This window comes from Streptomyces sp. TRM64462 (assembly GCF_013362995.1).
In the GTDB taxonomy this organism is placed as follows: domain Bacteria; phylum Actinomycetota; class Actinomycetes; order Streptomycetales; family Streptomycetaceae; genus Streptomyces.
In genome coordinates, this window is record NZ_JABWDV010000365.1 from 1 (window position 1) to 7212 (window position 7212).

A 7212-nucleotide genomic window follows, 5' to 3' on the forward strand; every position below is an offset into this window, starting at 1 on the left:
CCCGGTCCGAGCCGGTGGCCCAGGGACGTACCCCGGGCGCCGCCCGGCCGGACGCGGCGGGCAAGGCGGGCATCGCCATGCGGGCCGGCGCGCCGTCCGGGGCGGCGGGGTCGGCCGGGTCGGCTGAGCGGTTCGTGCCGTTCGAGCAGGCCGCTCAGGCCGCTCAGGCTGCTCACGCCGCTCAGGCCGCTCACGCTGCTCAGGCGGCTCAGGCCACTCAGGTCGCCCAAGGCGCCGCCGCCACGCTCGCGTCCGCCGGTTCGGGTACCGCCGCCGCGCGGTCCGTGGTGAGCGCCCTCGTCGGCGCCCGCCCGGCAGCGGGGCGGTTCGATCCCGACGCGACGGTCGAGTTCAAGCCCGTGGGGGCCGGCCGCAGGCGCGGGCGGCACGCCGGGCTCTCGGCCGCCGCGCGGCCCGGGCCGACGGTGGAGCCGCGGCTGGTCGAGCGGGAGGGCTCGGTGCTGCCCGGGTGGGCGGCGGCGCTCGCCGGAGCGGTCGCGGTCGCCGCGTCGGCGGTCGTCACATGGTGGTCGGGCGCCCTCCCCGAGCCGCTGATCGGCGCGCTGGGCCTGCCGTTCCGCCCGTACCAGGGCCTGGGCATCGGCCCCGCCGTACTGCTCGCGCTCGGCGTACTGGTCGCGCTGTTCGCGTTCGGCGGGCTGGTGCGCGGCCGCGTCGGCCACGCCTGGGTGCTCACCCTCTTCGGCGAGTACCGCGGCACGGTGCGCCGCACCGGCCTCATGTGGGTGAGCCCCCTCCTCCTGCGCCGCTGCGTCGACGTACGGCTACGCCACTGGCGCAGCGAACCGCTGCCCGCGGTCGACGCGCACGGCACCGCCCTGCGCGTGGTCGTCCTGGTGGTGTGGCGGATTCAGGACACCGTACGGGCGTCACTCGCTCTCGCGGACCACGAGCGCTACCTGCGCGAACAGGTCGAGGCGGCCATGGCGCGGGTCCTGTCCCAGCTCCCCGCCGACGCGTTCCACGGCGACACCCCGACCCTCCGCAACGCGGAGGCCGTGGGGGAGGCCCTCACCCGGACGCTCGCCGCCGAGTGCGGGCCCGTCGGCGTCGAGGTGTTCTCGGCGCAGCCGACCCGTATCGAGTACGCCCCCGAACTCGCCGCCGCCATGCGCCGCCGCCGGATCGCGGCGATCGACGCCGAGCACCGCGACGCGGTGCTCACGTCGGTGGTGGACGCCGTGGACGACGTGGTCCACCGGCTGACCGCGCGTGGTCTGGTCGAGCTGGACGACTACGACCGCAAGGCGCTGGTCAAAGACCTGACCGTGGCGTTCTACACGGGACACGCCGGTCCGGTCGAAGGTGCGTGATTGGTATGGACATGACGACTTCGCGTCCCTAGATTGGAGTTGGTCTAGACCGCAAGTGACGCACCGGCCGACCGCCATGTTCGCGCGCGATCCCCCACCTCCATCCGGAGCGACAGCATGCGACAGAACCAGAGACAGCAGGAACGCCCGAGGAAACGCCCGATACGCACGGCCCTCGTCGTGGCCCTGGGAGTCGCCGGGGCCACGCTCCTGGCCACCGGGACCGCCGGCAGCCACGGCTACACCGACGCCCCCATCAGCAGGCAGAAGCTCTGCGCCAACGGCACCGTCACGAACTGCGGCTCCATCCAGTGGGAGCCGCAGTCCGTCGAGGGCCCGAAGGGTTTCCCCGCCCGTGGGCCCGCCGACGGCACCATCTGCTCGGGCGGAAACAGCCGCTTCGCCCAGCTCGACGACCCGCGCGGCGGCGCCTGGCCCGCCACGCGGCTCACCGCGGGCCAGAGCTACACCTTCCGGTGGCAGTTCACCGCCCCGCACCGCACGACCGACTTCCGCTACTACATCACCCGCGACGGATGGGACCCGAACCGCCCGCTGACCCGTGCGGCCCTGGAGCTCCAGCCGTTCCTGACCGTCCCGTACGACGGCCGGCAGCCGCCGTACACGTTCACGCACCAGGGCACCGTCCCGAGCGGCAAGAGCGGCCGGCATCTGATCCTGGCCGTGTGGACCGTGCACGACACGGGCAACGCGTTCTACGCCTGCTCCGACGTCCGCTTCTGAGCAGCAAGAAGGCCCCTCGCTCTCGCGTGGGGCCTTCTCCGTCTGTGCGCCGCCAGGGACTCGAACCCCGGACCCGCTGATTAAGAGTCAGCTGCTCTAACCAACTGAGCTAGCGGCGCGCGCTGACGAAGTTCATACTACCTGGTCCCGAAGGGTGCTCCCGACCACCCGCACGGCCGTCCCGCACGGCCGTCCCGGCCACCCGCGCCTCACAGCGCCAGCGACAGCACCACCGGCGCCGCCCTGCGGTTCAGCGCGTCGGCCGCGGCCCGCAGCCGGTGGGCGTGCTCGATCGGCAGCGACAGTGCCAGGCACCCCACCGACGAGCCCGCCGTCAGCGGCACCGCGGCGCAGACCGTGCCCACGGCGTACTCCTGGAGGTCCAGCACCGGGACCGTCGGCGGCTGGCTGTCCAGCTTGGAGAACAGCACCCGCTCGCTGGTGATCGTCCGCGACGTCAGCCGGGCGATCTTGTGCCGTGACAGATGGTCCCGCCGCCCGTTCTGGTCGAGCTGGGTCAGCAGGCACTTGCCGACCGCGCTCGCGTGCGCCGCCGAGCGGAAGTCCACCCACTCGTTGACCTTCGGCGTGTGCGGCCCGTCCGCCATCTGGGTGATCTTGACCTCGCCGTCGATGTACCGGCTGATGTAGACGGCCGCGCCCACCGAGTCGCGCAGCTCGGTCAGCGTCTCCTGGAGCTTCGCCTCCAGGGCCTCGCGGCGCGTGGCGCCCGAGCCCAGCAGGACCAGGGAGTCCCCGACGACGTACGCCCCGTCGGCCACCTGCTCCACGTAGCCCTCGCGGCGCAGCATGCGGAGGAGTGGCGTGAGATGTGCGGTCGGCAGCCCGGTCTCGCGCGCGATCTGGACGTCGGTGACCCCGCCGCCGTACCGGGACACTGTTTCGAGGACGCGCAGGGCGTATTGCACCGAGTGGAACGGCGCGGTCGGCTCGGGCTTCAGCGCCACGGTTTCCCCCTACCAGGTTGTGACCGCATGCTTCCCTACCACGATAGCCGCCAAAGGCCGTTTCCGGGCGTCCTGTTGACAACAATGCCGTGCGCCCCAGACGCGTACGCTGGGGCGCACTCGCATGGCATATGCAGTGGACATAACTCGGCCGTGGAGCGGGAGCTCCGAACCCCCTCGGGCCGGTTCAGAGCACCGCGCCGAGGAACTCCCGGGTGCGCTCGTGCTCCGGCTCCGAGAAGATCCGCTCCGGCGGCCCGGACTCGATGACACGCCCCGAGTCGAACATCAGCACCTCGTCCGAGATGTCCCTGGCGAAGTTCATCTCGTGCGTGACGCACAGCATGGTGATGTCCGTGGTCCTCGCGATGTCCCGCAGCAGGTCCAGCACCCCGGCCACCAGCTCCGGGTCGAGCGCCGACGTCACCTCGTCGAGCAGCAGCACCTTCGGCCGCATGGCCAGCGCCCGGGCGATCGCGACCCGCTGCTGCTGGCCGCCGGAGAGCTGGGCCGGCCGCGCGCCCGCCTTGTCGGCGAGCCCCACCAGGTCGAGGAGGCCCCGGGCGCGCTCCTCGGCCTCGTCCCTGCCGAGCCCGAGCACCCGTACGGGCGCCTCGGTGATGTTGCGCAGCACGGACATGTTCGGGAACAGGTTGAACTGCTGGAACACCATCCCGATCTGCTTGCGCACCTCGCGCCGCTGCTGCTCGGTGGCCGGGAACAGCCGGTCGCCGTTGACATCGACGGTGCCGGTGTCCGGCCGCTCCAGGGTCATCAGCATGCGCAGGATCGTCGTCTTGCCGGAGCCGGAAGGGCCGATCAGCGTGACGTGTCTGCCCGCGTCGACGGAGAAGCACAGGTTGTCGAGGACGGTGTTCTCACCGAACCGCTTGCTGACGTTCTCGAAGCGGATCAGCTCATTGGACGGGGACGGGGACGGGGACGGGGACTTCGACGGGGTCTGGTCAGTGGACAAGGCGGCGCTCCAGGGCTCGTACAAGAAGGGAAGCCGGGTAGGCGATGAGGACGAAGGCGACACCGACGACCGTCAGCGGCTCGGTGTACTGGAAGGTCGCGGCGCTCTCCAGACGCGACTGCTGGAGCATCTCCAGCACACTGATCGCGGCCAGCAGCGGCGTGTCCTTCAGCATCGCGATGACGTAGTTGCCGAGCGCCGGCGTGATCCGCCGGACCGCCTGCGGCAGGATCACCGCGAACCAGGTGCGGTGGGCGGGCAGGCTGAGCGCCGTCGCCGCCTCCCACTGCCCGGCCGGTACGGCGTCGATGCCGGCCCGGTAGACCTGGGCGGTGTACGTCGAGTAGTGCAGCCCGATCGCGAGCGTGCCGGTGGTGAGCGCCGAGAACTGCACCCCCCACTCCGGGAGCACGAAGAACAGGAAGAAGAGCTGGACGAGCAGCGGCGTGCTGCGGATGAACTCGGTGACCGCGTTCACCGGCCACCGCACCCACCGGCTCGGCGCGCGGAACGCGAGCGCCCACACCAGCCCCAGCGAGAACGAGATCAGCGACCCCAGCACGAGGACCTGCAGGGTCACCAGCAGACCGTCGGCGAAGCGCGGCATGAAGTCCCATACCGCGGACCAGTCCCACGTCACTTGAGATCACCTCGCAGAAGGCTGCCGGTCGCGGCCGGGGGCTTGTTCTTGCTGCCGGGGGTCCGGGGGTCGTCCCCCGGGGAAGAGGAGTACTTCGCGACCACCCCGAGATTCGCCTTCGTCTTCCGTTCCAGGGCCTTCATCGAGCGCGTGATGCCGAACGCCATGACGAAGTAGATGACCAGCACGACCGTGTAGATCTGCGCGCTCTCCTGCGTCGCCAGCCGCACCAGGTACGCCGCGAACGAGATGTCACCGACGCCCAGCAGCGACACCAGGGCCGTGCCCTTCAGCAGCTCGACGAGCAGGTTGCAGAAGGACGGGATCATCTCGGGCACCGCTTGCGGCAGCAGCACCAGCCGCATCCGCTGCCACGGCGTGAAGCTCAGCGCGACCGCGGCCTCCCGCTGCGCCGGAGCCACCGAGTTCAGCGCGCCGCGGACGATCTCGGCGCCGTACGCCCCGTACGACAGGCCCAGCGCGAGCACGGCCGCCCACATGGGCACCAGCTGCCAGCCCAGCAGCGGCGGCACCACGAAGAACAGCCAGAACATCAGCACCAGAGCCGACATCCCGCGGAAGATCTCCGTGTACGCGGCGGCCACGAACCGCACGGCCGGCGAGCGGTGCGTACGGGCCATCCCGACGGCGAACGCGACGAACGCCCCGAGCGCCGCGCTGTACACCAGGAGCTGGAAGGTGATCCAGATGCCCGGGAGGACCCAGTTCTGCCAGAGTCCGGCGGTCATCGGCACAGCTCCTCGGCGGTGAGGGAGGTCATCTCGGACTCCGTGAAGCCGAACCGCCGCAGGATGCGGAAGAGCTCGCCGCTCTCCTTCATCTTGAGGATCTCGGCGTTGAAAGCGTCCCGCAGGTCACGGTCGGTGCGGCGGAACGCGAAGCCGCCGCCGTCGATCTGCTCCTCGCCGTCCACGACGGCCGCGAACGCCTCGGTGGCCTCCGCCTTCGTGCTCTTCTTCACCACTTCGCGCGCGGTGAGCGCGGTCCCGGCGAAGACGTCGACACGGCCGGACTCGACGGCGTTCAGACCGGCAACCTGGTCCTGGAGAATGACGATGTCCTTCTCGGGGTACCCGGCGGCCACGGCGTAACCGATCTCCGCGTAGCCGGCCCCGGTGGCGAAGCGGGCCTTCTTGCGGACCACGTCGTCGTACGAACGCAGCCCCTTCGGGTTGCCCTTGAGCACGATGAAGGAGTCGAGCATCTGGTACTCGGGGTCCGAAAAGAGGACCTGCTCGCAGCGCTCCTTCTTGATGTACATACCGGCGGACACGACGTCGAACTGCTGGGAGTTGAGCCCGGGTATGAGTGAGCCGAAGTCCGTGGCGACCGGCTGGACGCGGTCGATGCCGAGGCGCTTGAACACCACCTTGGCGAGTTCCGGAGCCTCGCCCGTGAACGCCCCCTGGTCGTCGACGTATCCATAGGGGACCTCACCGGCGATGCCGAGCCGGACCGTGCGCTGCGTCCTGAGCCGCGCCAGGGCGTCCCCGGACGGGACGCGGGCGCACCCGGTGGCGCCCAGGGCGAGGCCCGACGCGCCGAGCGCGGCCGTGCCGAGCAGCAATGAGCGCCGTCTTATGGATCCTGATTCCCTGTCGTCTCTGCGACGAGCTGTACGAGCCATGGGCGCGCGGCTACCCGAACCTCGGCGGGGTATGCCTCATCGGCGCCCGGAGGACAGGAGGCTGGGCCATGACCACCGTCGGACTTCTCCGCCCGGAGGGACACACGGAGGACGACTACCGCCGTATCGAGACCCTGCTGGACAGCGACATCCGGGTGGACTCCGTCGCGTACGCGGGCCCCGGCGAGAGCCCGGAGCGTCTCGCGGAGGGCGCGGAGCAGCTCCGGCTCGCGGGCGCCGAGTCGGTGGTGTGGGCGTCGGCGGGCGCGTCGTTCGTGCAGGGCTGGGAGGCGGCGCACGAGCAGGCCAGGTCGCTGGCGCTGGCGGCGGGGCTGCCCGCGTCCAGTACGTCGATCGGCTTCGCGCACGCGGTACGGGCGGTGGGCGCCGGCCGGGCGGCGGTGGCCGGGACGTACCCGGAGGACGTGACGGAGGGCTTCGCCCGGTTCCTGGAGGCGGCGGGCATCGAGGTGGTCGGGGTGCGGCGGGCGTTCGAGGTGCGGCCGCTGCCGGAGCTGGTGCGGGCGGCGGACGATCCGCGCGCGGAGGTGGTGCTGGTTCCGGACACGTCGCTGCCGACGGTGGCGGACCTGGCGGAGGCGGAGGCGGCGGTCGGCAAGCCGGTGCTGACCGGGACGCAGGTCACGGTGTGGGAGGGGCTGCGGCTCGCGGAGCGGCACGGGGCCTGGGCGGACGAACTGGGCGCGCTGTTCGCCAGGCGGGAGCCGCGTGGGGTGTGGGAGCCGGGGGAGTGAACTGTTCCCCTACCCCGCCCCTTCCCGAATCGGGGGCTCCGCCCCCGAACCCCCGCTTCTCAGTCGCCGGAGGGCTGAAACTTCAGCCCGTCCGGCGCTTGAGGACGAGCTCCCCCAAGCTCTTCGAGCAGGGGGTACCCCCACAGG

Annotated in this window: 8 protein-coding genes and 1 tRNA gene; 3 read left to right on the plus strand and 6 right to left on the minus strand. The window is 71.5% G+C overall.

Annotated features, from left to right (window positions below):
• Both HTZ82_RS20140 and HTZ82_RS20145 read left to right on the plus strand, forming a co-directional pair.
• Nucleotides 1-1334: SPFH domain-containing protein (locus HTZ82_RS20140; RefSeq protein WP_254711994.1), on the plus strand; the 1334-nt coding region annotated here is incomplete at its 5' end.
• Nucleotides 1335-1451: 117 nt separating this feature from the next.
• Nucleotides 1452-2078 (plus strand): lytic polysaccharide monooxygenase, encoded by a 627-nt coding sequence (locus HTZ82_RS20145; protein ID WP_175410826.1) that lies wholly within the window; start codon nucleotides 1452-1454, stop codon nucleotides 2076-2078.
• Nucleotides 2079-2123: 45 nt separating this feature from the next.
• On the opposite strand, the gene HTZ82_RS20150 is transcribed toward HTZ82_RS20145, so the two are convergent.
• The 6 genes from HTZ82_RS20150 to ehuB all read right to left on the minus strand — a co-directional run bounded on the left by HTZ82_RS20150 (nucleotide 2124) and on the right by ehuB (nucleotide 6310).
• Nucleotides 2124-2197: transfer RNA gene (locus HTZ82_RS20150), tRNA-Lys, on the minus strand.
• 90 nt (nucleotides 2198-2287) lie between these two features.
• Complete coding sequence (locus tag HTZ82_RS20155; protein WP_175410827.1) at nucleotides 2288-3046, minus strand: IclR family transcriptional regulator C-terminal domain-containing protein; 759 nt, start codon at nucleotides 3044-3046, stop codon at nucleotides 2288-2290.
• Between the two features lie 187 nt (nucleotides 3047-3233).
• Nucleotides 3234-4022, minus strand: a complete 789-nt coding sequence (locus HTZ82_RS20160) for an amino acid ABC transporter ATP-binding protein (protein WP_175410828.1) — start codon at nucleotides 4020-4022, stop codon at nucleotides 3234-3236.
• A complete protein-coding gene (gene ehuD, locus HTZ82_RS20165; RefSeq protein ID WP_175410829.1) occupies nucleotides 4012-4662 on the minus strand; it encodes an ectoine/hydroxyectoine ABC transporter permease subunit EhuD in 651 nt (216 codons plus the stop codon). The genes HTZ82_RS20160 and ehuD overlap by 11 nt, the downstream gene beginning before the upstream one ends.
• Nucleotides 4659-5411: an ectoine/hydroxyectoine ABC transporter permease subunit EhuC gene (gene ehuC / locus HTZ82_RS20170; protein ID WP_175410830.1), complete on the minus strand. Its 753-nt coding sequence runs from the start codon at nucleotides 5409-5411 to the stop codon at nucleotides 4659-4661. Before ehuC ends, ehuD begins: the two co-directional genes overlap by 4 nt.
• Nucleotides 5408-6310 (minus strand): ectoine/hydroxyectoine ABC transporter substrate-binding protein EhuB, encoded by a 903-nt coding sequence (ehuB, locus tag HTZ82_RS20175; protein WP_175410831.1) that lies wholly within the window; start codon nucleotides 6308-6310, stop codon nucleotides 5408-5410. Before ehuB ends, ehuC begins: the two co-directional genes overlap by 4 nt.
• Before the next feature lie 68 nt (nucleotides 6311-6378).
• Between ehuB and HTZ82_RS20180 the strand changes: the two genes are divergently transcribed.
• On the plus strand, nucleotides 6379-7065 hold the full coding sequence (locus HTZ82_RS20180) for a decarboxylase (protein WP_175410832.1): 687 nt from the start codon (nucleotides 6379-6381) through the stop codon (nucleotides 7063-7065).
• The last annotated feature ends 147 nt before the right edge of the window (nucleotides 7066-7212 follow it).